This is a genomic window from Serratia sp. YWN4, assembly GCF_055790845.1.
The window spans coordinates 3,056,673-3,081,948 of sequence record NZ_CM147696.1 but is presented as its reverse complement, the minus strand read 5'-3'; the positions used below and the strand labels follow the sequence as shown (position 1 = coordinate 3,081,948).

Sequence of the window (25,276 nt, the reverse complement as noted above, 5' to 3'; positions counted from 1 at the left end):
CCTCAAGGCTTGATATAGCTGATGCCTTCCTCTTCATACAGGCCGTAGATCATTTGCAGCAGTGTCTTGATGTCTTCCGATTCATCCAGCAAGCGGGTGCTCATGATGATCGGCGAAACCAGATACTGCTCATTTAACGCTTTATAGATCACATCCTGGCGCTTCAAGCTGTGCAGGCACTGCGGCACCAGCGTAATGCCTTCGCCTGCGGCCACCAGGCCTAAAGCCACCTGAAGCTCGCGCACCTCCATGATTTTACGCGGTTCAAGCGCGCGATCGCGGAAGGTGGCCAGCACCTGATCGGCAAAGCTTGGCCGCGGAGTTTGCGGATAAACGATCAGGGTTTCAGCTTGCAGGTGGCGCAGCGTCAGTTCAGATGCGTCTGCCAATGGGTGATCGGCCGCTAACGCCGCCATCAGGGTTTCATCGCGCAGGATAATGCGGCGCACGTTGGCATCTTCGTAGCGGATGCGGCCAAAACCCACATCGATTCTGCCCTCTTTCAGCGCCTGGATCTGCTCCATGGTGGTCATCTCTTGCAGGCTCATCGCCACTTGCGGGTATTGCGTGCGAAAGCGGCGGATCAGCCGTGGCATGATCCCATACAGCGTAGAGGCGACAAAGCCAATCGACAGCGAGCGCTCCAACTGCCCAACGCGCTGGGTCATCGATTTCAGTTCGACGCTCTGGGCGAGAAATTGCCGCGCATGCCCGTAGAAAAAACGGCCCGCCTCGGTGAGCTTCAACGGGCGGGAACCGCGTTCAAACAGCAACACGCCCAGGTCTTCTTCCAGTTGCTGAATCTGTCGGCTGAGCGGCGGTTGGCTGATGTGCAGCCGTTCAGCCGCGCGGCTGAAGTTCTGTTCTTCCGCGACGGCGACAAAATAGCGTAAATGACGCAGTTCCATGTTCATACCTTTTAAGTATGGAGATGATGCTAAATCGGTGTTAGACGGCCAGCATATGTTGGATATAGGGTCATATACAACCTGAACTTACCAAGTTTGATACCGTAAAAATATGATTAAAGCCATTGAAACTCTGCTGCTGGATGTTCCGGCAATCCGCCCCCACCGCCTGTCGGTGGCCACGGTGAATGTGCAAACCCTGGTGCTGGTGCGTGTGCTGTGTGACGACGGGATCGAAGGCTGGGGCGAAGCGACCACCATCGGTGGCCTGAGCTACGGCGAAGAAAGCCCGGAAAGTGTGAAGGTGAATATTGATACCTATCTGGCACCGTTGTTGATTGGTACGGAAGCCAGCCAGGTGGCACCGGCCATGGCCAGGCTGCGCAAGTCGATCCAGGGCAACCGTTTTGCCAAATGCGCGCTGGAGACAGCGTTGTTGGATGCGCAGGCGCGGCGGCTGAATATTCCGCTGAGTGAACTGCTGGGGGGCCGCGTGCGTGATGCACTGCCGGTGGCCTGGACGCTGGCCAGCGGCGACACGCAAAAAGATATCGCGGAAGCCGAAAAAATGCTGGAGCTGCGCCGCCACCGTATTTTCAAGCTCAAGATTGGCCTGCGGGCGGTCGAGGCTGATGTGGCACACGTGCTGGCCATCAAGCGGGCGTTGGGTGATGACGTCAGCGTGCGCGTTGATGTTAACCAGGCCTGGAGCGAACTGGATGCGGAACGCGGCATTGCCGCACTGGAAGCGGGCGGGATCGATCTGATCGAACAACCGATCCGTGCAGAAAACCGTGCCGGTCTGGCCCGGCTTGCCAGACGCTTTACCGTGCCGATCATGGCGGACGAAGTGCTGAAAGGGCCGTTGGACGCCTTCGATCTGGCTACTCATGCCGGTGCCGATGTGTTCTCGGTGAAAATCAGCCAGTCTGGTGGTTTGACTCAGGCGCGGCAGGTGGCCGATATCGCCACGCTGGCGGGGATCGGCCTGTATGGCGGCACCATGCTGGAAGGGGCGGTTGGCACGGCAGCTTCTGCCCACGTGTTTTCCACCTTCAGCGATCTCAGCCAGGGCACCGAACTGTTCGGCCCGTTGCTGCTGACCGAAGACATTCTGACCGAACCCTTGGTTTATCGTGATTTCATGTTGCAGGTACCCACCGGGCCGGGGCTGGGGATTGAGATCGATCGCGACAAAGTCGCCACCCTGCGCCGCTGCTGATGAACCTCAAGCTCAAGGAGTTATCGCTATGCTGTTTCACGTAAGAATGGACGTTAATTTACCGCCCTCAATGCCGCAAGCCGAGGCTGCCGCACTGAAGGCAACGGAGAAAGCCCAGTCGCAGGCACTACAGGCCAGCGGTCAATGGCGCCATCTGTGGCGCATTGCGGGGCAGTACTCCAACATCAGCCTGTTTGACGTTGCCAGCGTTGATGAACTGCATCAACTGCTGTCGCAACTGCCGCTGTTCCCTTACATGAAGATTCAGGTGATGCCGCTGTGCCGTCATCCTTCCTCGATCAGGGAGGACGATCGCTGAGTTAGATCGCTGATTGCATTACCTGCCAATGTTTATGTCGCTGTTCCCTGCCGGGTGAATACCCGCAGGGAGAATAAAAAAGAAAGCCGTTAAAACCAAAAATAGCCGCAGGACTGTACCCCCTCGGCCCAGTAATTGTTTACTGCCAATATGAATACGGAGCAATGACATGACTCATAACGACATCGACACCCTGGTCAACAGCTTTATTGTTGACACCGCCAAAGGCGAAGTTAACCCACGCGTTCAGCAGGTTACCGTGCGCTTATTAGGCGATCTGTTTAAAGCGATTGAGGATCTGGATCTTCAGCCGAGTGAAATCTGGAAAGGGCTGGAATATCTGGCAGAAACCGGTGCCAGCCACGAAATGGGGCTGCTGGCCGCCGGGCTGGGGCTGGAGCGCTTTATCGATATTCGCGCCGATGAAGCCGAAGCCAGAGCGGGCCTGACCGGCGGTACGCCGCGCACCATCGAAGGGCCGTTGTACGTGGCCGGTGCGCCGGTCTGTAAAGGGTTTGCCCGCCTGGATGACGGCACCGAAAGTGCCAAAGGCGAAGTCTTGTTTATGCAAGGCACGGTGTTGGACGCCAACGGCAAACCGCTGCCGGGTGCTACCGTCGAAGTCTGGCACGCTAACCTGATGGGCAACTATTCGTTCTTCGACAAGAGCCAGCCCGAGTTCCACCTGCGTCGCACCATTGTGACCGATAGCCAGGGTAACTATCAGTTCCGCAGCATCGTGCCTTCTGGCTACGGTTGCCCGCCGGAAGGTTCCACCCAGCAGTTGCTGAACCTGTTGGGCCGCCACGGTCGCCGCCCGGCGCATATCCACTTCTTCGTCTATGCCGACGGTTACCGCAAGCTCACCACGCAGATCAACATCGACGGTGACGAATACCTGTGGGATGACTTCGCTTTCGCCAGCCGTGAAGGGTTGGTGCCGCAGGTGAACAAGATTTCTGCACCGGATCAGTTGGACAGCAAGCAACTCAACAAACCTTTCTCTTCGATCGACTTTAACTTCACGCTGCACAAAGAACGCACTGCCGCGCCCGAAGCCGAAGTGGAACGCAAACGCGCTCAAGCGTAGCCCGGCCTTTCACTGCCTCTGCTCAGAGGCAGTGAGTCTCTCTACATCGTGAATAACGCCCGCTGGAGCAACGCCTGTCCTTATTATTTTAATATATTCAGCCAATTGGTGCCGGATGTTGCCTATGCGGAACCAGGGGCCAAGGATATAACAGGAGCATTAATGTGAGCACGCCACAAGAACTACAAAACTGGCAGCATGTTATTGAAAACAGCCTCGACTTTCGGCCACAGGAGGGGGTTTATCGCATCGCCCGCTCAATGTTTACCAATCAGGAACTGTTTGACCTGGAAATGGAGCTGATTTTCGAGAAGCAGTGGATTTTCGCCTGCCATGAAAGCCAGATCCCTAATCCGCACGATTTTATCACCGTGCAAGCGGGCCGCCAGCCGATGCTGGTCACCCGTGACGGCAAAGGGGAACTGCACGCGCTGGCGAATACTTGCCAGCATCGCGGCGCTACCCTGACCCGCGTCTGCCAGGGTAACCAGAGCACCTTTACCTGCCCGTTTCACGCCTGGTGTTACAAGTCCGACGGCGTGCTGGCGAAGGTCAAAGCCCCGGCGGAATACGGCAGCGACTTCGATAAAAGCCAGCATGGCTTAAAAGCGGCACGCATCGCCAGCTATCGGGGTTTTGTGTTTATCAGCCTGGATACCACATCCGAGCAGAGCCTGACCGAATTCCTGGGCGACACCACGCTGTTTTTCGACATGATGCTGGAGCAGTCCGAAAACGCCGAGCTGGAAGTGCTGCCCGGTATCTCGACCTATACCTATCCCGGTAACTGGAAGTTACAGAATGAGAATGGGCTGGACGGTTACCACGTCAGCACCGTTCACTATAACTATGTCTCGACGGCCAACCACCGCCGTGAGCTGAATATCCAACGCAACGGTGCCAGTGACAGCACGCTCGACTACAGCAAGCTGGGTGCCGGGGATAAAGACACCGACGACGGCTGGTTCTCATTCAAACATGGCCACGGCTTGCTGTTCAGCGACATGCCCAATGCCGCCGACGTGCGCCCCGGTTATGGCCGCATCATGCCGCGCCTGTTGGATAAATATCCGCAGGAGCGCGCGCAGTGGACCATGCACCGCCTGCGTAACCTGAACATTTACCCCAGCCTGTTCTTTATGGATCAGATCAGCTCCCAACTGCGCATTATTCGCCCGGTCAGCTGGAATAAAACCGAAGTGATCAGCCTGTGCCTGGGGGTGAAAGGGGAGTCAGATCGGGATCGCGAAAGCCGTATCCGCCAGTTTGAAGACTTCTTCAACGTTTCCGGCATGGGAACGCCGGACGATCTGGTGGAGTTTCGCGAACAGCAGCGTGGCTTCGAGGCACGCACCACGCCGTGGAGCGATATCTCCCGTGGGCATCAGCATTGGCAATATGGCGCAACGCGCAATAGCGACATTTTAAACATAACGCCTGCGATCACCGGTACCGAAATTACCCATGAAGGGCTGTATGTCAACCAGCACCGCGCATGGCAGCAGATGATGCTGGCAGGGCTGGCGAAAAAAATAGCGCAGGCGGCGGCCCGCTGAAATGACGGAGATAAATCATGCAAAACATTACGCCTGAGCAGCAGCAATATGCCGTTGAACAATTTTTATACCAGGTATCAGAGGCTTGCGATCACCAGGATTGGGATCGCTATCTTGGCTATTTCACCGAAGATGCCGAGTTTCACGTGCCGCAGTGGCGCAGTGAACATGACTACACGCAGGATCCGAAGCGCGAAATGTCGCTGATCTACTATGCCAACCGCTCTGGTCTGGAGGATCGGGTATTCCGTATTCGCACCGGTAAGTCAGCCGCCTGTACGCCGATGCCGCGCACGCTGCACCTGATCGATAACGTGCGCTGTCAGGCGGGTGAAAATGACCCACTGGCCGTTAGCGTCAACTGGGTAACGCATTACTACCGCTTTGGCGAAAGCCGCCATTTCTTTGGTCGTGCTAATTACCGTCTGTGCTGGCACGGCGAGCAGTTGAAAATTGCGGGGAAACACGTGCTGCTGCTGAATGACAAGATCGACTCAGTGCTCGATTTCTACCATCTCTGATTGGCTTTGGTACGGCGGTTGCGGCCGCCGTTGCTATGAACAGTAATGATACAGGAGTGACCATGACCCATCGCGCCGCCATTATTTTCCGGGACGGACTCACGCAGTTTATTCAGGTTGAGCAGCACGAAAAATTGCTGGATGCGGCTTTTCGTCACGGGATCCAGCTGCCGCTGGACTGTCGTGAAGGGGTTTGCGCCACCTGCCGTGGACGCTGTGAGTCGGGAACCATCGAAATGGAGTATGTCGATGATGATGCGCTGAGCGCCAGCGATCTTGCGCAGGGCTATATGCTGGCCTGCCAGACCCGGCTGACGTCGCCAGGTTCTTTTTACTTTGATATCGACTCCAGCATTTGCAACATCAGCCAGCAGAACTATCGCGGGCGGGTGAGCGCGCTGAACCTGCTCTCCGATACGGTCGCCACCCTGGAAATCACGCTGGAGGCGGGGGAACCTGCGCTGCACTATCTGCCAGGGCAGTATGCGCGCATTCAGATCCCCGGCAGTGAGGAAAGCCGCGCCTATTCGTATGCCAGCGCCAGCGCGCAATCTTCGGTAGTGCGCTTTTTGATTCGTTTGTTGCCGAGCGGGTTGATGAGTGACTATTTACGCCAGCGTTGCCAGGTGGGGAACAGCATCAGCTTTACCGCCCCGTTCGGCGCATTTTACCTGCGTGAAGTGAAGCGCCCGCTGCTGTTTGTCGCCGGGGGAACCGGGCTGTCCGCGTTTCTCAGCATGTTGGAAAGCCTGGCTGAGCAGGGGGATGGTGGGCAACCGATCGCACTGTATTACGGGGTAAACCGTGAGAGTGAGATCAGCGAACTGGAGAGGCTCGACGCATTGACCCAACGGCTTGGCAATTTCAGCTATCAGGTGGTGGTGGTCGATCCTGGCGCTGAATGGCAGGGTAAAAAGGGTTGGGTGACCAATGCGTTGGAAAGCCATCTGCTGCAACAACCGTTTGATGCCTATCTGTGTGGGCCACCGCCGATGATTGAGGCGACCTGCAACTGGTTGTCTGCCCAACCGGTAGCCGAACATCAGGTGTATTTTGAGCGCTTTGTTTCCAGCTGATTACCGATCAATACTTTTACGCCAAGGAGAGCTTTTATGGCTCAGATCGAGATAAACGTCGTTAATATTACGCCAATAATCGACAATGCAAAGTTCCAGAATATCCACCGCCTGACTATTTTTTGGTGTGCTTATATTATTATATTCGATGGTTATGATCTCGCCGTATTGGGGGTGATTCTCCCCAAATTAATGGCTGACTGGGGGTTAACCGCCACTCAGGCTGGCTTATTGGGGAGCTATACGCTGATTGGCATGATGGTGGGCGCACTGTCGCTGGGTTCACTCTCAGATAAAATAGGTAAAAAGAAGGTCATTACCCTCTGTGTGATTATCTTCAGCTTATTTACCTTTCTCTGTGGGTTTACCGTTAATGCCAACCAGTTTGGCTGGTGCCGGTTTATTGCTGGCATTGGCTTGGGTGGCGTGATGCCTAACGTGACTGCACTGACCAGTGAATACTCGCCGAAAAATAGACGCAGCTTAATGGTCGGTTTAATGTTCAGTGGCTATTCCATCGGTGGGATGTGGGCCGCGATATTAGGTATCTACCTAATTCCGCTGCTGGGCTGGCAGTCTATATTTTACGTTGCTATTTTCCCCATCCTATTTTTACCCTGGATGTTAAAGCATTTGCCTGAGTCAGCGGCGTTCTTAATTAAAACCAAACAAAGTGAACGTTTAAAAAGTGCGTTGGAAAAAATTGCTCCGGATTATATTCATCAGCCAGGGACCGAATTTGTCAGCCAATCGGCTCTCGGCGCTGGGCCGGTAAAAATGGCCATCGGCGATCTGTTCGCAGGGGGGAGAATACTAAGTACCCTGATGATCTGGCTGGTCTTCTTTATGTCGCTGTATGTGATCTATGGCATGACGTCCTGGTTACCTAAACTGATGCTACAGGCCGGTTATCCTTTAGGCTCCAGCCTGATGTTCCTGTTTACCTTACACTTTGGCACCATTGCCGGTGCGCTAAGCAGTTGCTGGTTAATGGATAAAGTGAGCGGTAGAACCGTGCTGATCGGTTACTTCCTGCTGGGTTCGGTGACGATTGCTCTTTTGGGCGCTCAAAGCTCGATGAGTCTCCTGTATGTGTTACTGCTTATTGCTGGTGCCAGCACGATCGGCACTCAGATCGCCATGACCTCTTATGTTGCCCGTTTTTATCCCAGCACCATGACATCGACGGGGCTGGGTTGGGGATTGGGGATCGGGCGTATTGGTGCTATTCTTGGCCCTTTCGCGGGTGGGTTGTTAATCGATATGGAATTAACGTTACAACAAAACTTTATGGCGTTCGCCTTGCCATCATTATTGGCAGCCGGAGCCATGTTTTTTGTTAATCCACGGCTGGCAGCCTCTTAATTGCTTCGCTAGCGATGAGAAGAGGGTGAGTTGAGAAATAATGGAAGATAAGTATGCAACCACTTTATCGTAATATGGATCGTCTACAACTTGATGCTGCCTACAATAACACCAAGGCCGTAAGCGATTTCCCGGCATTACTGGCACAATTTCAAAAGCAGAGCGCTGCCTGGTATGCAGTGGCCAACGTTCAGCGTGATATTCATTATGCCAATAGCGCTAGAGCACGCTTTGACTTTTTCCCAACTCAGGAAGCAGGTACGCCAACGCTGATATTTATTCACGGGGGGTACTGGCAAAATTGTGATAAAGAAGATTTTGCTTTTATCACGGAGGGTATGTGCAAAAGCAATATGAATGTCATTCTGGTGGAATATACCTTGGCTCCCGAGGCTTCAATGACAACCATTGTCAATGAGATAGGGGTTCTGTTGGATTTTCTGAATAACAACCGGCCAGTGTTTAATATCACCCCAGGCAAGGTATGCCTGTCGGGGCATTCGGCTGGTGGGCATCTTACGGTTATTCATCGTGAGCATCCGTTAATCTCACATGTGATGCCAATCAGTGCGCTGGTGGATCTGGAGCCCATCAGTTTGAGCTGGCTGAATGATAAACTCGCGCTGACAGCAAAAGAAATCCACGACTATAGCCCGATTCATTCTGTTGGTTCGGGTAGGCCGGTTTCTGTTCAGGTGGGGGCGGATGAGTTACCCGAGTTAATTCGCCATTCGGAAGAGTACGCTGAAGCTCTGGCGCAAGCTGGCAATAATGTGGTGTGCCAGCGTGTTGCCGGGCGTAACCATTTCTCTTTACTGAATGAGTTTCAACCGGGTGGCAAACTGTTGCAGGCATTACAGGATTTACTGAGCAAGTAATTCGTCAGTGGGTTTGTTAAGACAGGGCTGTTTATCAGCCCCTATCCCAATTCCCAGCCTCTTTAGGTCAAGCCATCTTATTATTAGATGGCTTGAGGTTAATAAAGTAATACGTTTAAAAACTCCCAGTAGGATTTTTTAACTCGGATTACCAACGCAATTCTGAGGTTGGCATAAACGTTACGGCCTCCGCCATATCGTCCATATCGTAGCGGATCACCATAGTGATAGGAATATGAAAATCCTCGATAGTAAATCGCTCGATCCAACCAATAGCATATTTCATGACCACTTTAGGCGGGTTGCTTTTATCAGGCTCACCAAAATTTTCATGAATCCATTGACGAGACATGGACTTTTGCAACGGTGACGGTAGGTCGTTGGGGAAAACCCATTCCTTTTTATCTTTTTTAATGTTAAGAGTGATCTGGCTTAAGATTTTATCTTGATTATTATTAAAAGATAGAAAAACCCCTTCCTTTATCATGTCAATATAGAGAAAGTCATCACTTTGTGTACCTTTGGGTTTTGATTTATATGGTATTAACCCAGCATCAAAAATATCTTGATAGCGTTTACCCAAACTGCGAATCAACGATTCTACATTTACCGTCATTTGTATAACCCCTGTTCTTCATTAATTTTGTGCATTTTTTCACGGGCTTCTTGCAACTGTTTTTCAGTTGCGCCATGTTCTCTCAATGCTTCTTCTTCTGTATCAAAATCTTTATCCATTGCAGTACGCAGATCATAAGAATCGCTATCTTTTTGTTCCTTATTACGCCCACCATACGTAGCACTGACTTTTCTATGCACCTCCGCAGGTATGGCAATTGCAGCTACATTGTCCGCCATCTTTTTTATAATTGCATCATCAATATCTGGATATTCTCTTTTCAAATTCAATATTACAGCAGCCCTGGACGGCATATGATCGACATGATATTTACCCTGCCGTGAGCGACCTTTGAGATTGCTATATAAATCCACATCTAAAAACTCTACTGGAGGCTTGCTCAAGTAGATATAGATTGGTGGATATTCATTCTCTGGGAAGATCAGAATATAGTCCCGAAAATCTCTCTCTTCCGGGATCGGCGTCACTGTGACCGTCACACCCTGTATATCGGGGATCTCTAGCCCCGGAGGGCCAGACGGCAGCACCACCTGTTCACCGTGAGCCGTATCTGATGGAGCTACATAGTCAGGAGTATCCGGTGTCCAAAGTATCGTTGGCCCTTTGGCTCCATCTTCCCAAAACTCATAGGTGCCTTTACCGGTACGGTAGAGTGAACGAACTCTCACCTGATCAGAACCACTTTCCGCGCTGGTGTGGTAGCCAACCGCTTTCAGTCGACCCGTCTGCTCATCCTCCACCCAGTTATAACGTACCCGCGTGGGAACTGTGCCATGCTTCTTGGCAACTTCCAGCAGTTTATCTGCCGTCAGCAGGTCACTTTTTTGCCCCTTGAGCATATTGTGAACCATCGCCCCCATCACCACGAAGGGCAGAGCCATATCCAGTGAACCCTGCCAGACCGATGGCCCGGAAAGGTGCTTCATAGAGTGCGTCAGCGCTTTGGCTGCACCTTGATTGGCCTTTGCTGTTGCTCCGCCTGCCGTAGCCGTCATTCCGGCCTCTGCGGCTGCACCACCAGTGACTACAGGCGGTGCAGCTAATGGCAATGGCATAGCTTCCGCTTCACCGAAAAAGAAACCACTCACTTTATCGAACAGCGATCTTTTCTTCGGAGCTTGGGGAGGAGGCGGTGGTGGAGTTTCCGGCTTTTTCTTCTTTGCCGCCTGAGCATGTTGCACTGGCTCGGTATGGGTTACGGGTGAGGTTGCCACCGGTTGCGACTGATAAAAGCTCATCGCAGCAAAGTTATCTTGTGATTCGTCAGTCGTTCCTGCGTCTGTGTTCCCTGCTTCTCTCAGGCTGGATTTGGCAAACACCGGTACGATGGGAACCGGTAGCACAACGGGAGGCGGGGCAAACGTTGATTTCGGTGTAGATTTGACCGGTTGGCTCGCCTTCTCGTAACAATCTGCTATCGAATTGATAAATGTCGCGCGGCAGGGGCAAGAACTTACGCTGTCCAGCGTTCCTGCCACGGCTTGTCCTACGTCAAATACATCGGCTACGCCTCCCAGGATTTCATACACACCGGGATTTTTGCCGCAGGACACCTTATCCCCCATTCGAGCACCGGCTACGCCATACCAACTGAACGTTGGATCCCCCGTCAGAATTTCGCCACCGCACGTTGTTTTATCGCCGACGCGAAGAAAATAGCCCCTTGCCATAAGCCGTCCTTAGCGAGCCTGCGCAACACATAAAAAATCGTCAGCCATGGGTACGCCATCACGCTGTACCAACCAGATGGTGCCCTGAAAGGTGTTAATGATTTCATCACCATTATTCAATCTACTGCCAACCCATGCCACCGATGAGCCATCATTGAAATGACCGTTTCTTCCTGCACCTGTGATGATTTCTGCTGTTGTTTTAACGATCCCCCCGTTGCGGGTACGGCTACCATCAGTAGCAAACCGATAAATCGCTATCGATGGGTGCGTTCGACAGTAGGCTTCCTGTTGGCGAATATGTGCGCGGGTATCTTTGTGCAAAGTGGCTAATCGCTCATCGGTAAAGGCGGGCTGATCCATTCCCGATAGCAACGCTGGGGTCATATCATTCGTGTACAAGGTGTGTTCGACGTCTTGCATACTGATCATCCTTAATCAATTAACGGCAATAAGGTCATAGCATAAACGCTGAGCGCCAACAATCCCACAGGAAAACTGATAGATGGTGGGTATTAACACTGCGTCGTCAATCATGTTATTGAACAGGTAACTGCATACCATTTCGTCAAGAAGTTAAAATAAACAGCGGGATACCGTTGGCATATCGAAAAGCAATAAATTGATTTACCTTGTAACGCTAAATCACGATATTGAACGAAGCATTCATTAATCGCATGGAAGGGCTTTGATAAATGATTACCATTAACTGTTCTCTGGCTGAAACGCAGGCAGAACTGGAACAAGCGAATCAAAGATATTCGGTTCTACCAACGTACTGATAGAAGCGTCATGAGCTATGTCAGCCAGATCGCCGCTGAATACAGTGATGTCTATTATAATACCTGATGCTTCCCACCCGATGAGGAAACCGCGTTAGAGTTTGATCTCAAGCTCAATCAGACTTGGCGAGCCCGTAAAGGTGAGAAGTAAGATCTACATGCCAATGAGAAAATGATCCAACACTGGCTGACTGAGTATTTGTGTTTTGCGCCTCAAAAGGCCACTGACGCAATGGCACAAGTGAGAGCCGTACAACAGGAACAGTTGAATATGCGTTTAGCGACTATGGCGGCAACACGCCAACAGTTGGATAGTGCCAACGTTGGTGCTGATAGCCACGATAATGTGATTGAGTTTAGCCGCTATCAGCAGAAGAAAAAGTGATTTAGGTTCGCCAGTGCCTGAGCTTTAGGCATATCAATCACATCACAGGGTAATATTTTGCGGGCCGAGCTTTTGGATCAGCGCTGCAATATCCACGTCATCGACTTTATCCGCCTGCAAATAGGCCACGCCGTAATCGCGCCAGACGCCCGATTGCAGAAACAGAATAAACAACTCACGATCCAGATGATTTTCGTTCACCATCGCCGTCATGATCTTCAGCGCTTCTGATAACATTTTGCCCGGCTTATAAGGGCGATCGGCGGCGGTCAGCGCTTCGAATACGTCGGCAATCGCCATCATCCTGACCGGAATGCTCATTTGCTGATAGTTCAACTGATAGGGGTAACCCTTGCCGTCCATGCGCTCGTGATGACCACCGGCAATGATTGGCACATTCGCCATGGTGCGTGGGAACGGCAGCCTGTTCAGCATAATAATCGTCTGCATAATATGCTCGTTGATCTTATAACGCTCTTCGTCATTCAGCGTGCCGCGGCGAATCGAGAGGTTATAAATTTCCCCGTAGTTATAAAGATAAGTGGGTTCCTTGAGCTTAAAGTGGTAGCTCTCCGGCAGGTGGTTTTTGCTATCTCGATAAACGATATGCTCTTCTTTATCCGCCAGCATGGCTTCCTGCACCGGCAAGTCGCGCGCTGGCTGGCGGGTTTTGCGCGCCCATTCGGCCTGGGAAACCCCGGCCCTATCGTCCAGCGTGCGGGTCCATTGATAGCTGGCAATCTGCCGAATGCGCGAGAGCGCCTCGTCAGACAGAAACTCACCGCCAACGTTACATTGGGCGATAAAATAGAAATCCTCATCCAACTGGCGCAGTTCCTCTGCCAGTTGGTGTTCCGCCGCCGTGTTGTCGTGGGTTGGGAGCCGGTTACGCAGAGAGAGGATCTCTTTCTCTCTTTTCAATACCTCGAAGCGCATGCGTATTTCGTGAATGCGATCGTAAATCAGCTCCAGCTTGGTGGCTTTATCCACCACGAATTCCGGCGTGGTGATCTTGCCACAGTCGTGCAGCCAGCAGGCGATGTGTAGCTCTTCCCACTCGTTTTCTGACAGGGTGAAATCCGCGAACGGGCCGTCTTGCACCTCAACGGCCGCCTTGGCCAACATTTTGGTAATTTCGGGCACGCGCTGACAGTGGCCGCCGGTATAGGCGCTTTTGGCGTCGATCGCCCCGGCGATCAGTTCAATAAAGGCATTCAGCAGATTTTTTTGCTCTTGCAACAAATACTGGGTTTCTATGGCGACGGATAAACTGCCGACCAGCGCGTTGACCAACTGTATTTTGGCACTCTCGCGTTCGGTGCTTAATTCAGCTGCGTTAAACAGCAGTAAGAATCCCAATAACTCTTCGTCATGGGTTTGCATGGGGACGGCAATATAGTGCAGAGGAAGATAGGTCTGGAAAAAGGCGCGCAGCGGGGTGGGAATATGCTCATGATCCAACACCCCAGAAACCGTTTGACCTTCCCGTATCTGCCAAAATGTGGCGAAGTTATCGGGATCGAACTGTATTGCGTCAATCTCTGATATTGGGATGTTTTGATCGTTCCAGTGGAAAGCGATGGGGGTAAAGATATCTTTGTTTTTATCGGCCAGGAAAATCACCCCGCCGTTCATGGCGGCGATATCCGCGGTTTCATTCAGCAACCCCTGCATTTGCTGCGGGAAATTGTCTTTGGCCGACAATATGCTGCCCATCGAGATAAATTGCTTCAGCGTCTGTTTCATTTTGGACATGGCGTGATGCAAATCGTCAATTTCCTCAATGACCGAGTGTTCACGTTCTCTATCATCAAAGATCAGATTGCTGATGGCTTCGGCATCTTTCCGTAAGCTAATTAGCGGGCTGGAGATGCGTAATGAGAAATACCAGACAATCGGCAGGCTGAGCAGTAACAGAATAAAAGCAACCAACGTTGAGCGGTTGCGAATTGAATTGGCTCCCAGGGTGAGATAAGCGGCCGGGGTTGCAATGACCAACTGATAGTTATTGCCATTATTCACGATGTTGACCACGGAGCCGTACCAATCTTGGCCCTGCGTTTTAAACAGGAGGTTGTTACCGCGGTTATCAGTGGCGTTATTATGGTGAAGATCCAACAGCGCTTTTAATACTGGAAAGTGCTCGATGCTGTTGAAACTCTGATCGTTTTGCATTTTCTCATTCTGGATTATCGGCTGGCTGGCGATAACCTGATTGGCAAAGTTGATAATGGCCGCCTGGCTGTCGGGGGGAAGGCTTTGCCGTTGCAAGAATTGAGACAGTGAAGCCAAAGAAACATCCATGCCGATCACCGCGCGTTGATTATCAGCCCGGCGGCTGTAAGTAAAACCGGTCTCTCCTGTACCTTTGAAGGTATAAGTTGGAGAGGTAACCAGACCAGGCTGTTTTGATGCCAAAATAAACCAGTCACGGGTGCGAGGATCATAGGGGGGGTCATCGACAATTCTTACGTTCAGCACCTGTTGGTTAGCGTCGAGATACACAAAGCGCTTTTCTGGCTTACCTGCAACAAAACGATTGATTTGTAGCAGCCACGGCACATTTTCCGGCACCTTGAAAAAGGCGCGATTAGCCTCAGTGATGCGCCGTAGCATAAAGAAATCGCCATTGGGATAGGCGGCGTAGACCGAGCTGGCGTAGTCGTTCCGTTTGAGTATTTCAATAAATTTGTCTACAGAAGCCATTCTTTGCTCGAAAGTTGAGGCTTCGGTAACCGGCATACCCGTCAAAATATTGACCGACATCATCATGGTGCGCGTCACCGCATTCAGTTCGGCGGCAATGGCTTGACCGGTTTTCTGATACTGCCGGTTGGTGCTGATCTCGGTTAATTTGGTCAACTGGCTATGGCTGAAAATAACAATCGCGCTGCCGATAGAAACAATCAGCAGCATAAAAAGCGCAGCAATCTGGATATGCAATGGGTAACGATTTTTTAGCCCAGATAAATGGCCTAGCATAGAAGCAACCTTGGATGAATGTTTTCCAACTGTTCTAATCATAGACGACGGACGGCAAGCCGAGAGGTTTGCCTCGTTTCCTACGCGATCAATCCACCGCTAACCCTCCACTTTTCTGAGTAATTTTGCATAAATTTTTGCAGTACGCTTTTTTCATGCGAAATGTCATGGAATGTAATTAATTATAACCATTACATTTACATGGTTATAACCCTGAAGATACCTGCCTACGCCAGCGATATAAAAGGTCATAACGCTAACTCTTTAATGATGCCTTTTTTAGCCAAATTGTTCGAAAAGGATACTATGAATCAATTTATCGTTGCAGAATCAGAGGCCTGTATAGGCTGCCGAAGCTGCGAAGTGGCTTGTGTGACAGCTCATCATCATGGGGATTATCCCAGCCAGCGGGAGTATTTCACCCCACGGGTGAAAGTGATTCAGGGGCCAAATGCCAATACGGCGGTGTTCTGCCATCACTGCGAAAATGCCCCTTGTGCCAATGTTTGCCCGACCGGGGCCATTGTGCAAAGTCACGACAGTATTCAGGTCAGCCAGGAGAAGTGCATCGGTTGCAAAGCCTGCGCCGTAGCCTGCCCGTTTGGCATGATGACGGTGGTGACCGAAACCGTACAACCGGCCAATCGTCGCTTGGCGGACAGTTATCAGAAAACCGAAGCGCAGAAATGCGATCTGTGTAGCGATCTGAACCAGGATCCGGCTTGCGTGCGCGCTTGCCCGACCCATGCGCTGAGCCTGGTGGATACCAAAACCCTGGTGGAACAGCAGATGCAAAAGCGCCAGCGCAGTGCGGCGCGCGATCTGCATAGCCAACTGTTTGGCAGCGTGGCCAACCAGAAAACGGCGGTAAATCATCAGGCACAGCCAAAACCGATCCGTAATCTGCTGCAACAGCCGCGAGCGCCGCGCTTGGAGGCCGGCAAAATCCCGCTGGAATTACGTAAAACTACCTTTGCAGAAATCTACCAGCCATTCAACGAACAGCAGATCCACCAACAGGCCGAACGCTGCCTGAACTGTGGCAAGCAGAGCATCTGTTCCTGGACCTGCCCGCTGCATAACCAGATCCCGCAATGGATCAAACTGGCCGATCAGGGGCGGATTTGGGAAGCCGCTGAGCTGTCGCACCAGACCAGCAGCCTGCCAGAGGTCTGTGGTCGGGTCTGCCCGCAGGATCGGCTGTGTGAGCAATCTTGTACCCTGAACGGCCACGGCGGCGCGGTCACTATCGGTAATATTGAGCGTTATATCACCGAAACCGCGTTCTCGATGGGCTGGCGGCCGGATATGTCTGCGGTCAAAAACAGCGGCAAGCGGGTAGCGATTATCGGCGCTGGCCCGGCGGGGCTTGGCTGTGCCGATATTCTGGTGCGTAACGGCATCAAACCGGTGGTGTTTGATCGTTACGCGGAGATCGGTGGCCTGCTGACCTTCGGCATTCCGGCCTTCAAGCTGGAAAAAGACGTGATGGCCAGAAGGCGCGAAATCTTCACTGATATGGGGGTCGAATTCCGCCTGAACACCGAGATTGGCAAAGATGTCTCGATGGAAGCCTTGCTGAATGAATATGACGCGCTGTTCCTCGGCGTCGGCACCTATAAATCCATGAGTTCCGGCCTGGAAAATGAGGATGCACCGCAGGTTCACGCTGCGCTGCCGTTCCTGATTGCCAATACTCAACATCTGATGGGCTATCCCGAGAATCCGCAAAGCCCCTACATCAATATGGCGGGCAAACGGGTGATTGTGCTGGGTGGCGGTGATACCGCGATGGACTGTGTGCGCACCTCGCTGCGGCATGGCGCGACGCAGGCGATCTGCGCCTATCGCCGTGATGAAAAGAGCATGCCGGGCTCCAAGCGGGAAGTGAAAAATGCCCGTGAAGAGGGCGCTGAATTTATGTTCAACCTGCAACCGCTGAGCATTGTGGTGGATAAGCAGGGCAACGTCAGCGGCATTAAGATGCAGCGCACCGAAATGGGCGCGGCCGATAGCCAAGGGCGGCGGCAGGCGGTGGTAGTGGCGGGTTCCGAGCATATCGTGCCTGCCGATGCGGTGATTATGGCCTTTGGTTTCAGCCCGCACCGGATGGGCTGGCTGGCCGAACACAATGTGGTACTGGACCGACAAGGACGGGTGGTGGCACCCACCGTGGCGGGTTATCCCTATCAAACCAGTAACCGCAAGATTTTCGCCGGTGGTGATATCGTGCGCGGGGCCGATCTGATCGTGACTGCCATTGCCGAAGGGCGTAAAGCCGCAGAAAGCATTGCCTATTATCTCAATGTTCTATAACGCGGCCGAAGGAGAGAAATGATGAATCAGTTTGTTATCGCCGACATGCAGCAGTGTATCGGTTGCCGCACCTGCGAGATCGCCTGTGCGATGGCGCACCTGGGTGAAAACCCACAGCCGCTCACGCCGGAAAACTTCAATCCGCGCCTCAAGGTGATGAAAACCTTCAGCGTCAGTGCCCCGATGCTGTGCCGCCAGTGTGAGAACGCTCCCTGCCTGAATGCCTGCCCGAACGAGGCTATCTACAACCATAACGGCAGCGTGCAGGTGATGCAGTCGCGTTGTATTGGCTGCAAAACCTGCATGGTGGTGTGCCCTTATGGCGCGATGGAAGTGGTGGTTAATCACAGTAGCCTCCGTGATGGCAGCACCCATAGCCGCGCGCAGGCCAATAAATGCGATCTCTGCGAGGGGCGCAGCGCTGGCCCGGCCTGCATTGAGGTGTGTCCGACAGCGGCGCTGAAGCTGATCAAACCCGCCGATCTGCAAGCGATGCAGCGGGAAAGACAACAGCGTGCAGCGCTCGGTTCTACGCCGAATCTGTTGCAATAATCAGAGCCACAGGGAGAAACATAATGGAAAAAATCACGACCGTTTGCCCGTACTGCGGCTCTGGCTGCAAACTCAATCTGCTGGTGGAGAATGGCAAAATTGTCAGTGCCCAACCAGCCAATGGCGTTACTAACCAGGGCGAACTGTGCCTGAAAGGCTATTACGGCTGGGATTTCTTGCAGGATACCAAACTGCTGACCCCGCGCCTGACTTCACCGCTGATCCGCCGCCAGCGTGGCGGTGAGTTTGAGCAAGCCAGTTGGGATGAAGCCATCGCCTACATCAGCGAAAAACTGTCTGCCATCAAGCAGCAGCACGGTGCGGATGCGATCATGATGACCGGTTCCTCGCGCGGCCCAGGCAACGAAGCTAACTATGTGATGCAGAAATTTGCTCGCGCGGTGATCGGCACCAACAACATCGACTGTTGCGCCCGCCTGTGCCACGGCCCGTCGGTGGCGGGGTTGCAGCAAACGCTCGGTAACGGGGCGATGAGCAACTCGATCAATGAGCTGGAAAATACCGAATGCCTGCTGATCTTTGGCTATAACGCGGCGGATTCACACCCGATCGTGGCGCGGCGCATCCTGAAGGCCAAAGCCAAAGGGGCCAAAGTGATCGTCTGCGATCCGCGTTACATTGAAACCGCACGCATTGCCGACCAATGGTTGCCGTTGAAGAACGGCAGCAATATGGCGCTGGTGAATGCCTTTATTCATGTGTTGATCGAAGAAGGCCTATACAACAAGAGCTATGTCGAATCCTATACCGAAGGTTTTGACCAACTGCGCCAGACGGTGGCGAAGTACACGCCGGAATACGTTGCCGATATCACCGGTTTAACGGCGCAGCAGATCCGCGCAGCCATCCGCACCTATGCTGCGGCTCCGACCGCCACCATTCTGTGGGGCATGGGCGTGACCCAATGGGGGCAGGCGGTGGATGTGGTCAAGGGGCTTTCTTCACTGGCGCTGCTGACCGGCAACCTGGGGCGGCCTAACGTTGGGGTTGGCCCGGTGCGTGGGCAGAATAATGTGCAGGGTGCCTGTGATATGGGCGTGTTACCCAATACGTTCCCCGGCTATGAAAAGGTTGGCGATGCGCTGGCCAGCGCTAAATTTGCCAAAGCCTGGGGTGCTGACAGCCTGCCGATGGAGATTGGTTATGCCATCACCGACGTGCCACACAAGGTGGCTGAAGGCAAGCTGAAAGCCTATTACATCTTCGGCGAAGATCCGATCCAGACCGAACCGGATCTGGCGGCGATGCGCACTGCCTTTGAACAGTTGGAACTGGTGATTGTGCAGGACATCTTCATGACCAAAACCGCTTATATGGCGGATGTGATCCTGCCCGCCACCTCTTGGGGGGAACATGAGGGCGTTTATACCTGTGCCGATCGCGGTTTTCAGCGCTTCAGCAAGGCGATTGAACCGGTTGGCGATGTGAAACCCGACTGGGAAATCGTCAGCCTGCTGGCCAGCGCCATGGGTTACCCGATGTCTTACCAGAACACCAACGAAATCTGGGATGAATTGCGCCAGTTATGCCCGAACTTCTATGGTGCGACCTACGACAAGATGGCTGGTTTGGGCTATGTGGCCTGGCCTTGCCCAAGTGAAGATCACCCTGGTACACCTTATCTGTATAAAGGCAATAAGTTCAGTACGCCGACGGGTAAAGGTTACCTGTGCAGTGCCGAGTGGATCCCGCCGCATGAGAAAACGGATAAAGCCTATCCGCTGGCGCTGTGTACGGTGCGCGAAGTGGGTCATTACAGTTGCCGCTCAATGACCGGTAACTGTTCGGCGTTGCAGACGCTGGCAGATGAGCCGGGTTATGTGCAGATCCACCCTAATGACGCTGTTCAGCAGGGTGTTGAAGATCAGGCGCTGGTGTGGATCGCCTCACGCCGCGGCAGGGTGATGGCGCGTGCCGAAGTCAGCGAGCGGGTGAATGCCGGTGCGGTATATATGACCTATCAGTGGTGGATTGGTGCCTGCAATGAGTTGACGCTGGATCATGTTGACCCGGTATCAAAAACGCCAGAGTTCAAACACTGTGCGGTGCGGGTGGAGGCTATTGCCGATCAGGCTTGGGCAGAGGCGGAAGTACAACAGCAATACAGCGCACTGAAAAAACAGCTGCTGGAGGCGGCACCTAGCGCCTGATTCTTTGTTAGACCACCACGCCCGCGGGGCGTGGTGGTCAGTTGCCTGAACGGCGGAAGCCAGCCACGTAATCGATAAAGAAACGCCTATTTCCTTCGTTGCTGTTTTCAAGATCATAAATGTTCAGCATCAACTGCATTTCATAATCTGGTGACTGATGAATGGTGCGTATTTTTCGCTGATTGATAAAAAAATCAATGCGGTTTTCTGTCCACGCTATGGCGTAAGTGTTGAATACGCTGACATCAAGTTCAAAAGGATCTTCATAGAATTCGTCGACAATCTTCGCATCGCCAAAAGGATGAACCCCATAGCCAATCAGAGCGTGTCCGCTATGGATATTTTTACCTTTGAGCTCGAAGATGCAAATCTCGGCAGAGCGCTCAGGGAGATCTTCATAGCCGATCATCCATAGTGCAGCAACATTGTTTGCTGCAATATCACATCTGGCTCTCAGTTCGAAATAGCCATATTTAGGCAGGTACTTTTTCTCGGCTACCTGTTTTTCACGTACCAGGCAAGCCGGTGAAAACCGATGCTGCCCAAGCGTTGAACCCAGCGGGCCTGAGTAAACCCCGGTCTGCAAAGAGGACACTCTGACGGCACCGTTAAACTCTGGGCACCAGGGTTGCTGGTCTGGCTCAATATTCAGCGAGAATCCGTTTTCAGAAAAGGTGAAGCGCGGCGCAGATAACTCCCGGCTGCTCCACTGCGGGAGGTAATAAGGCAGCCAGTGTGTTTCATCAAGAAAACCCTGATCAAAACCATCATAAAATTCTAATGCGTATTTTTTGCCATTAATGATTTTTTGGTGTGCAATTTTCATGGTTATCGGCCTGAAGTAATGACTTCTGTTTGTTGATTATCTAGATTTTATTATCTTCATGTTAAGGTGATCGAAAATGACTTGATACTTATCAGTATCAATAAAATGAGGGAGTTGGCGAAAAAATACACATTATTTCGCTATCTTCCCGTAGGCTCATCGTATTCTTTACAGCGTTGTGCATGATTAATGTCAATCCCTGGGGCGAGTCATCGCTTTTCCACAAAATTAGAGTTAACGAGTGTGCTATGACCAGAACAGTTGCTTTCAAGCAGGTTGATGTTTTTTCCCAATTGCCTTTTAGCGGTAATCCGTTGGCGGTCATTCTGGATGCTGACGCGTTAAGCGATGATGAGATGGCAGCCATCGCCCGTTGGACGCATTTATCTGAAACGACCTTTGTGTTAACCCCGACGGATAAACATGCCGATTATCGGGTGCGTATTTTTACTGTCGAAGGTGAGTTGCCGTTTGCTGGCCACCCTACGCTGGGGACTGCACATGCGTTGCTGGAAGCTGGGCTTGTGCCACAAGTGCCAGGGCAAATAGTGCAGGAGTGTGGCGTTGGTTTGGTGACCATTAAGATTGATCCTCAGAGGGGGCTGGCGTTTGCGGCACCAGAAGCCGTTCTCACGCCGTTTGACGATGCGTTGCTCAGTACCGTGTTTAGTCACGAGGAGTTGGATATTTCACAGACGGTCACTATCGCTGATATGGGAATTCGCTGGCTGCTGGTGCCGATGATATCGGCTGAGGCCGTGTTAAACATTAAGCCTAACGTTAGCGCTTTAGAGCGCCTGCTGAAACGCGCACAGGTGACTGGCCTGATGCCTTTTGGCCCATGTAGCCATGGCGATGAACAATTCGAAGTTCGCGGTTTGATGGTTGAATATGGCTCCCTGACGGAAGATCCGGTTACCGGTAGTGCCAATGCTTGCTTGGCGCGTTATTTCGCTTCGCGGGGATCTCTGGAGGATTATCATGCTCGTCAGGGAACCGCAATCCAACGCAATGGCCGCATAACGGTTCAGTATCGTGAGGATGGCATTTGGATTGGTGGTCAAACGGTAACGGTGATTAACGGCACCATTAATCTTTAACAGTGGCAGACCCTTCTATTGATTGCCGCTGTGGCTTTTTTAGCGAGGATGAGCAGCGGCTTTTTCAAGAAAAACAGCAGAAACCGTATCAGACAACGGGCTACTGTGCGAAATACAGTAACCGTTGCGCTGGTACAGGCGAATATTCGCGCTGCTTAAGCTACCCGTAAAGAGTTCATAGTGGGATACCAACGGGAAATGAGCTTCGATAGCAGCAAGAAGCGCAGAACCAATCCCTTGCCCTTGATAGTCAGGCTGAACAATCAGTTTGCCGATAAAACAGCGGTTGTTATCCACTTTTGCCCTAACAGAGCCTACGATTTCCCCGTCAGCCACGGCCTTAAGGATCAGATGATCGGCAAATTCCGTCATCAAAGAAGCAAGAGATTGGGTTAGCGGCGGAATGGTCCAGTCCTGGTAAATGATTGCCTCAGATTGGTAAGCGATCTTTTGTAAAGCAAGAATACTATCGGCATCAGCAACAACCGCACGGTAAATAGGGTACATAAACTGGCCACTCCCTGAAAAATAGACCTCATCAATATCTATAAAAAACATAGCCATGTGGAAATATCAAACATATTGCATGTTTTTCATCCATAAATCGAGTGTTAATAATTATTTTCCAACGGTAAGTTTAGTAAACACATTTGTTCAATGAATGAATTTCCTTTCAAAATTACCCCTATTTGTGCTGGTGGTGATTTTTTATATTATTGATTTTTAATTAGTTAACGGTTTTTCTTCAGGAAGGGTTCTTTTTCGATAAGCAACTCATTTGCTTTATAAGGAATATCTGAACATTGAGGCCGATTCTTGCATAAGTTGATAAGGAATGTGACCCATGGCAAGAATATTAAATTCTTTTTTGTTTTATTTTAAGGAATTTATTATTTTGAATTTTCTGGGATGATGAAGAGAAAATACAATGAAAAAAATCGGAATGACGGCCATTGCAGCGTGCATGGCCGGGCTAGCAATCAGCAGCGCTTATGCGCAGATGACGGCCAGCCAACAACAATCCTTGTGGGCCGCGCCCAAAGAAAATGCGGAACAGATTGTTTCGCAAATGAGTACCAAGGAAAAAATTGGTCAGATCTTGATGCTGGACGTGCGTAACTGGGGCAAGAATGCGGCGGGCGAACCTGAGAACGTGACGGTGCTGCCAGCAGAGCTTGCCAAAGCGATCGCGGATTATCGTTTAGGCTCGGTGATCCTGTTTCGTGAGAACTTTATCAACACGCCACAGAGCTACCAACTGATACAAGACTTGCAGAAAGCCAGCTATCAACTGCCTTTGCTGATCAGTACCGATCAGGAAGGGGGCTATGTGACGCGCCTGCGTGAGGGAACAGAAATGCCGGGTAATATGGCACTGTCTGCAACCCGTAATGAAAGCATGGCACAGCGGGTTGGCGAAGTGCATGGTGCAGAACTCAACGCTTTGGGCGTTCACGTCAACTTTGCGCCAGTGCTGGATGTTAATACCCATCAAAACAATCCGGTGATCGGCGTGCGTTCGTTCGGCAGCAATATTGACTTGGTCAACGGCATGTCGGCCGCCTACATCAAAGGACTGCATCAGCACTCCGTATTGGCGACCGCGAAGCATTTTCCTGGTCATGGCAACGTAGCCACCGATTCGCACTTTGGCTTGCCGCAGGTTTCTTATTCAGAAAGTGAATGGCGGAAAACGGACCTGGTGCCTTTCAAAAACGCCGTTGAGAATGGTCTTGATGCCGTGCTGACTGCGCATATTATCGTACCGGCACTGGATGATACCAAAGTGATCTCCAAAAAAGACGGTACTGAGATTGGCCTGCCCGCAACCTTATCCAAGAAAATCATCAGCGGTATTTTGCGTGATGAGCTGAAGTTTAAAGGGCTGGTGTTTACCGATGCGATGGATATGGGGGCGATCGCCGATAACTTCGGTGCGTCTGAAGCGACTGAAATGGCGTTGATGGCGGGTAGCGACGTTATCGTCATGCCAGTGCATATCTGGGATCCGCAGGGTGTTGAGCAACTGGAAAATCTCTACCGCTATCTTGAAACGGAAAGCCAGAAAAAACCTGAACTTGCAGCGCGCTTGCAGCAGGCGGCAACGCAGGTGGTCGAGACTAAACTGGCCAATAAGTTGACGCCTTACAGCCCGCATACCTTGGATTACGCCAAGTCCGTGGTGGCATCACCAGAGCATAAGCGCTTTGAGAAGCAGGTTGCTGAAAGCGCCATCACGCTGATCAAGAATGACCATCTGCTGCCTTATCAACTGAAGGCACAAAATAATCTGTTGGTGATCTCAGATGAGAATGCCCGCAACAAGATTATCAGCAATGAGTTGGAGGCTATTGCCAGCGAACTTAAAGGGCAAAAGATCGCAGTAACCAGTTCGGCATTCAAATTGGATGAAAAAACTCTGCCAAACGATCTGGTAGAGAATATTAAGGCCAATGATTTCGTCATACTGGTGACTTATAATCTGAAAGCTAAAGATACCGCTGCACAACAGGTGATCAATCAGGCTGAGAAGCTGAATAAACCGCTGGTGGTTATTTCCTCTCGCAACCCTTACGATATTGCCTATCTGGATAATGTAAAAGCCAACGTGGCTATTTATGGGATTACGGGCTTTGACGTAACCAACAATAACCGAAACTCCCTGGAAGCAAATATTAAAGCGGGTGTCAGAACGCTATTTAAAACCAGTGACAGTCATTCAGCATTGAATGTACCAAGAGGTAAGCTGCCTGTCGATATCAGAAATCCGCAGGGTGATATTATTTATCCATTTGGGCACGGATTAACTTACTGATTACTTCCGGCAGGTATGAGCATTGGTAAATAGCACGACTTATCTAGGCTTTTGAGGCAACCTATTGCCTGCTACAACTTGAATGACTTAGGGAATCGCTTGTGA

21 protein-coding genes are annotated in these 25,276 nt (G+C 51.7%); 14 read left to right on the top strand and 7 right to left on the bottom strand.

The features are described from left to right. Positions 1 to 2: 2 nt before the first annotated feature. Positions 3 to 908 (bottom strand): LysR substrate-binding domain-containing protein, encoded by a 906-nt coding sequence (locus ACX9GT_RS14645; RefSeq protein ID WP_473187469.1) that lies wholly within the window; start codon positions 906 to 908, stop codon positions 3 to 5. A gap of 112 nt (positions 909 to 1,020) precedes the next feature. Here ACX9GT_RS14645 and ACX9GT_RS14640 point away from each other — a divergent pair, with 112 nt between their 5' ends. The 8 genes from ACX9GT_RS14640 to ACX9GT_RS14605 all read left to right on the top strand — a co-directional run bounded on the left by ACX9GT_RS14640 (position 1,021) and on the right by ACX9GT_RS14605 (position 8,935). Beyond that, entirely contained in the window at positions 1,021 to 2,130 is a 1,110-nt protein-coding gene (locus ACX9GT_RS14640; RefSeq protein WP_473187468.1) for a muconate/chloromuconate family cycloisomerase, read from the top strand. A 28-nt stretch (positions 2,131 to 2,158) separates the two neighbouring features. After that, a complete protein-coding gene (gene catC, locus ACX9GT_RS14635) occupies positions 2,159 to 2,449 on the top strand; it encodes a muconolactone Delta-isomerase (protein ID WP_473187467.1) in 291 nt (96 codons plus the stop codon). Positions 2,450 to 2,618: 169 nt separating this feature from the next. Then, a complete protein-coding gene (gene catA, locus ACX9GT_RS14630; RefSeq protein ID WP_473187466.1) occupies positions 2,619 to 3,539 on the top strand; it encodes a catechol 1,2-dioxygenase in 921 nt (306 codons plus the stop codon). A 164-nt stretch (positions 3,540 to 3,703) separates the two neighbouring features. Beyond that, on the top strand, positions 3,704 to 5,095 hold the full coding sequence (gene antA / locus ACX9GT_RS14625) for an anthranilate 1,2-dioxygenase large subunit (protein WP_473187465.1): 1,392 nt from the start codon (positions 3,704 to 3,706) through the stop codon (positions 5,093 to 5,095). A 17-nt stretch (positions 5,096 to 5,112) separates the two neighbouring features. Next, positions 5,113 to 5,616, top strand: coding sequence for an anthranilate 1,2-dioxygenase small subunit (gene antB, locus ACX9GT_RS14620; RefSeq protein ID WP_473187464.1), 504 nt, complete (start codon positions 5,113 to 5,115; stop codon positions 5,614 to 5,616). Between the two features lie 62 nt (positions 5,617 to 5,678). After that, positions 5,679 to 6,692, top strand: a complete 1,014-nt coding sequence (gene antC / locus ACX9GT_RS14615) for an anthranilate 1,2-dioxygenase electron transfer component AntC (RefSeq protein ID WP_473187463.1) — start codon at positions 5,679 to 5,681, stop codon at positions 6,690 to 6,692. Positions 6,693 to 6,728: 36 nt separating this feature from the next. Next, on the top strand, positions 6,729 to 8,057 hold the full coding sequence (locus ACX9GT_RS14610) for an MFS transporter (protein WP_473187462.1): 1,329 nt from the start codon (positions 6,729 to 6,731) through the stop codon (positions 8,055 to 8,057). A 53-nt stretch (positions 8,058 to 8,110) separates the two neighbouring features. Further along, the gene (locus ACX9GT_RS14605) at positions 8,111 to 8,935 is read left to right on the top strand and encodes an alpha/beta hydrolase (RefSeq protein ID WP_473187461.1); all 825 of its coding nucleotides are present in this window, start codon (positions 8,111 to 8,113) and stop codon (positions 8,933 to 8,935) included. A gap of 148 nt (positions 8,936 to 9,083) precedes the next feature. On the opposite strand, the gene ACX9GT_RS14600 is transcribed toward ACX9GT_RS14605, so the two are convergent. From ACX9GT_RS14600 to ACX9GT_RS14590, 3 genes are read right to left on the bottom strand one after another with little or no spacing between them, the layout of a single operon-like run. Next, positions 9,084 to 9,551, bottom strand: a complete 468-nt coding sequence (locus tag ACX9GT_RS14600) for a DUF6392 family protein (RefSeq protein ID WP_473187460.1) — start codon at positions 9,549 to 9,551, stop codon at positions 9,084 to 9,086. After that, complete coding sequence (locus ACX9GT_RS14595) at positions 9,548 to 11,242, bottom strand: S-type pyocin domain-containing protein (RefSeq protein WP_473187459.1); 1,695 nt, start codon at positions 11,240 to 11,242, stop codon at positions 9,548 to 9,550. The genes ACX9GT_RS14600 and ACX9GT_RS14595 overlap by 4 nt, the downstream gene beginning before the upstream one ends. A 9-nt stretch (positions 11,243 to 11,251) precedes the next feature. Further along, positions 11,252 to 11,665 carry a hypothetical protein gene (locus tag ACX9GT_RS14590; RefSeq protein WP_473187458.1) on the bottom strand — a complete coding sequence of 138 codons (414 nt, stop codon included), beginning with the start codon at positions 11,663 to 11,665 and terminating at the stop codon, positions 11,252 to 11,254. Positions 11,666 to 12,256: 591 nt separating this feature from the next. Between ACX9GT_RS14590 and ACX9GT_RS14585 the strand changes: the two genes are divergently transcribed. Continuing rightward, the gene (locus tag ACX9GT_RS14585) at positions 12,257 to 12,409 is read left to right on the top strand and encodes a hypothetical protein (protein WP_473187457.1); all 153 of its coding nucleotides are present in this window, start codon (positions 12,257 to 12,259) and stop codon (positions 12,407 to 12,409) included. Positions 12,410 to 12,451: 42 nt separating this feature from the next. Here ACX9GT_RS14585 and ACX9GT_RS14580 read toward each other — a convergent pair whose 3' ends face one another. Beyond that, the gene (locus ACX9GT_RS14580; RefSeq protein ID WP_473187456.1) at positions 12,452 to 15,391 is read right to left on the bottom strand and encodes an HD domain-containing phosphohydrolase; all 2,940 of its coding nucleotides are present in this window, start codon (positions 15,389 to 15,391) and stop codon (positions 12,452 to 12,454) included. Between the two features lie 306 nt (positions 15,392 to 15,697). Here ACX9GT_RS14580 and aegA point away from each other — a divergent pair, with 306 nt between their 5' ends. Genes aegA through fdhF form a run of 3 tightly spaced genes read left to right on the top strand, consistent with a single transcriptional unit; the run spans position 15,698 to position 20,430 of the window. After that, positions 15,698 to 17,707: a formate-dependent uric acid utilization protein AegA gene (aegA, locus tag ACX9GT_RS14575; RefSeq protein ID WP_473187455.1), complete on the top strand. Its 2,010-nt coding sequence runs from the start codon at positions 15,698 to 15,700 to the stop codon at positions 17,705 to 17,707. A gap of 21 nt (positions 17,708 to 17,728) precedes the next feature. Continuing rightward, entirely contained in the window at positions 17,729 to 18,259 is a 531-nt protein-coding gene (locus tag ACX9GT_RS14570; protein WP_473191598.1) for a 4Fe-4S dicluster domain-containing protein, read from the top strand. Between the two features lie 23 nt (positions 18,260 to 18,282). Further along, a complete protein-coding gene (gene fdhF / locus ACX9GT_RS14565) occupies positions 18,283 to 20,430 on the top strand; it encodes a formate dehydrogenase subunit alpha (protein ID WP_473187454.1) in 2,148 nt (715 codons plus the stop codon). 37 nt (positions 20,431 to 20,467) lie between these two features. On the opposite strand, the gene ACX9GT_RS14560 is transcribed toward fdhF, so the two are convergent. After that, on the bottom strand, positions 20,468 to 21,256 hold the full coding sequence (locus tag ACX9GT_RS14560) for a glycoside hydrolase family 16 protein (RefSeq protein ID WP_473187453.1): 789 nt from the start codon (positions 21,254 to 21,256) through the stop codon (positions 20,468 to 20,470). 248 nt (positions 21,257 to 21,504) lie between these two features. Between ACX9GT_RS14560 and ACX9GT_RS14555 the strand changes: the two genes are divergently transcribed. Further along, complete coding sequence (locus tag ACX9GT_RS14555) at positions 21,505 to 22,356, top strand: PhzF family phenazine biosynthesis protein (RefSeq protein ID WP_473187452.1); 852 nt, start codon at positions 21,505 to 21,507, stop codon at positions 22,354 to 22,356. Between the two features lie 39 nt (positions 22,357 to 22,395). Here the strand turns inward: ACX9GT_RS14555 and ACX9GT_RS14550 are convergent, their stop codons facing one another. Continuing rightward, positions 22,396 to 22,920 carry a GNAT family N-acetyltransferase gene (locus tag ACX9GT_RS14550; protein ID WP_473187451.1) on the bottom strand — a complete coding sequence of 175 codons (525 nt, stop codon included), beginning with the start codon at positions 22,918 to 22,920 and terminating at the stop codon, positions 22,396 to 22,398. A 364-nt stretch (positions 22,921 to 23,284) separates the two neighbouring features. Here ACX9GT_RS14550 and ACX9GT_RS14545 point away from each other — a divergent pair, with 364 nt between their 5' ends. After that, positions 23,285 to 25,171, top strand: coding sequence for a glycoside hydrolase family 3 protein (locus ACX9GT_RS14545; RefSeq protein WP_473187450.1), 1,887 nt, complete (start codon positions 23,285 to 23,287; stop codon positions 25,169 to 25,171). The last annotated feature ends 105 nt before the right edge of the window (positions 25,172 to 25,276 follow it).

Excerpts from the sequence above, each read along its gene's own strand:
- ACX9GT_RS14645 (WP_473187469.1), bottom strand. The coding sequence starts at position 908 with ATGGAACTGCGTCATTTACGCTATTTTGTCGCCGTCGCGGAAGAACAG.
- ACX9GT_RS14640 (WP_473187468.1), top strand. The coding sequence starts at position 1,021 with ATGATTAAAGCCATTGAAACTCTGCTGCTGGATGTTCCGGCAATCCGC.
- catC (WP_473187467.1), top strand. The coding sequence starts at position 2,159 with ATGCTGTTTCACGTAAGAATGGACGTTAATTTACCGCCCTCAATGCCG.
- catA (WP_473187466.1), top strand. The coding sequence starts at position 2,619 with ATGACTCATAACGACATCGACACCCTGGTCAACAGCTTTATTGTTGAC.
- antB (WP_473187464.1), top strand. The coding sequence starts at position 5,113 with ATGCAAAACATTACGCCTGAGCAGCAGCAATATGCCGTTGAACAATTT.
- antC (WP_473187463.1), top strand. The coding sequence starts at position 5,679 with ATGACCCATCGCGCCGCCATTATTTTCCGGGACGGACTCACGCAGTTT.
- ACX9GT_RS14610 (WP_473187462.1), top strand. The coding sequence starts at position 6,729 with ATGGCTCAGATCGAGATAAACGTCGTTAATATTACGCCAATAATCGAC.
- ACX9GT_RS14605 (WP_473187461.1), top strand. The coding sequence starts at position 8,111 with ATGCAACCACTTTATCGTAATATGGATCGTCTACAACTTGATGCTGCC.
- ACX9GT_RS14600 (WP_473187460.1), bottom strand. The coding sequence starts at position 9,551 with ATGACGGTAAATGTAGAATCGTTGATTCGCAGTTTGGGTAAACGCTAT.
- ACX9GT_RS14595 (WP_473187459.1), bottom strand. The coding sequence starts at position 11,242 with ATGGCAAGGGGCTATTTTCTTCGCGTCGGCGATAAAACAACGTGCGGT.
- ACX9GT_RS14590 (WP_473187458.1), bottom strand. The coding sequence starts at position 11,665 with ATGCAAGACGTCGAACACACCTTGTACACGAATGATATGACCCCAGCG.
- ACX9GT_RS14585 (WP_473187457.1), top strand. The coding sequence starts at position 12,257 with ATGGCACAAGTGAGAGCCGTACAACAGGAACAGTTGAATATGCGTTTA.
- ACX9GT_RS14580 (WP_473187456.1), bottom strand. The coding sequence starts at position 15,391 with ATGCTAGGCCATTTATCTGGGCTAAAAAATCGTTACCCATTGCATATC.
- aegA (WP_473187455.1), top strand. The coding sequence starts at position 15,698 with ATGAATCAATTTATCGTTGCAGAATCAGAGGCCTGTATAGGCTGCCGA.
- ACX9GT_RS14570 (WP_473191598.1), top strand. The coding sequence starts at position 17,729 with ATGAATCAGTTTGTTATCGCCGACATGCAGCAGTGTATCGGTTGCCGC.
- fdhF (WP_473187454.1), top strand. The coding sequence starts at position 18,283 with ATGGAAAAAATCACGACCGTTTGCCCGTACTGCGGCTCTGGCTGCAAA.
- ACX9GT_RS14560 (WP_473187453.1), bottom strand. The coding sequence starts at position 21,256 with ATGAAAATTGCACACCAAAAAATCATTAATGGCAAAAAATACGCATTA.
- ACX9GT_RS14555 (WP_473187452.1), top strand. The coding sequence starts at position 21,505 with ATGACCAGAACAGTTGCTTTCAAGCAGGTTGATGTTTTTTCCCAATTG.
- ACX9GT_RS14550 (WP_473187451.1), bottom strand. The coding sequence starts at position 22,920 with ATGGCTATGTTTTTTATAGATATTGATGAGGTCTATTTTTCAGGGAGT.
- ACX9GT_RS14545 (WP_473187450.1), top strand. The coding sequence starts at position 23,285 with ATGAAAAAAATCGGAATGACGGCCATTGCAGCGTGCATGGCCGGGCTA.